Origin of the sequence: Streptomyces albospinus, from assembly GCF_014648695.1 — a bacterium.
Lineage (GTDB): Bacteria > Actinomycetota > Actinomycetes > Streptomycetales > Streptomycetaceae > Streptomyces > Streptomyces albospinus.
This window is the reverse complement of sequence record NZ_BMRP01000116.1, coordinates 2,939-3,657: the sequence shown is the minus strand read 5'-3', so window position 1 is coordinate 3,657 and position 719 is coordinate 2,939. Positions and strand designations below refer to the sequence as shown.

The following is a 719-nucleotide window of genomic DNA, read 5'->3' as shown; positions in this document are numbered from 1 at the left end:
ACCACCACCTGACAATCGATCAGAAACCGGTCGGTCAGACGCCGTCGTTGGCGCAGAGCGCCCAGACGTCCGCGTAGGTGTTGGTGGAACTGGCGCCGCCCGCGTGGGCGTCCGCGGTCCAGTACGAGGCGGTGGTGGTGCCGTCGCTGACCGGGTTGCCGCTGGAGCCGCTGGGGAAGCTGCCGTTGAGGTGGTCGCCGCCCGAGCCCGGGCCGGTGTAGTCGTTGGTCGTGATGTTGCCGCCGCTCGCGCCTGCGCCGCCGCTGACCAGGTTGCCGTCGGTGCCGCAGCCGGCCGTCACGACGGTGTTGGCACCCGCCGAGGAGGAGGTGCTCACCTCGCTGTAGTGGACCTTCACCGTCACACCGCTGACGTTGATGCCGCTGCCGCTGCAGATCGCGTACGCGTAGGTTTCGTTCGTGGTGCCGCCACCGCCGCCGTTCCAGCCGACCGCCGTCCAGGAGTCGGGGTTGGTCTCACCGTCGGCCGCGGCCTTCAGGCCGTTGTCGTGCGCGGCGTTGTTGAAGGTGGGGAAGCTCGCGATCGGCTTGAGGCTGCCGACGCTGGCCGGGGTGGTCCGGGCGCCGCCGCCGAGCAGCACGGTGTTGGCCGGGCAGGTCGCCGTGACCGCGACCGGTGTCGCGGCGGCGTTCGGTCCGGCGGCCTTGTTCATCACCACCTGGGTGTGATTGATCAGGTTGCTGCTGAGGCACAGCGCA

Annotated in this window: 1 pseudogene; it reads right to left on the bottom strand. The window is 70.2% G+C overall.

The window, feature by feature from the left end:
* Window positions 1-34: 34 nt before the first annotated feature.
* Window positions 35-719: pseudogene (locus tag IEZ17_RS41410) on the bottom strand (hypothetical protein); the annotation flags it as partial.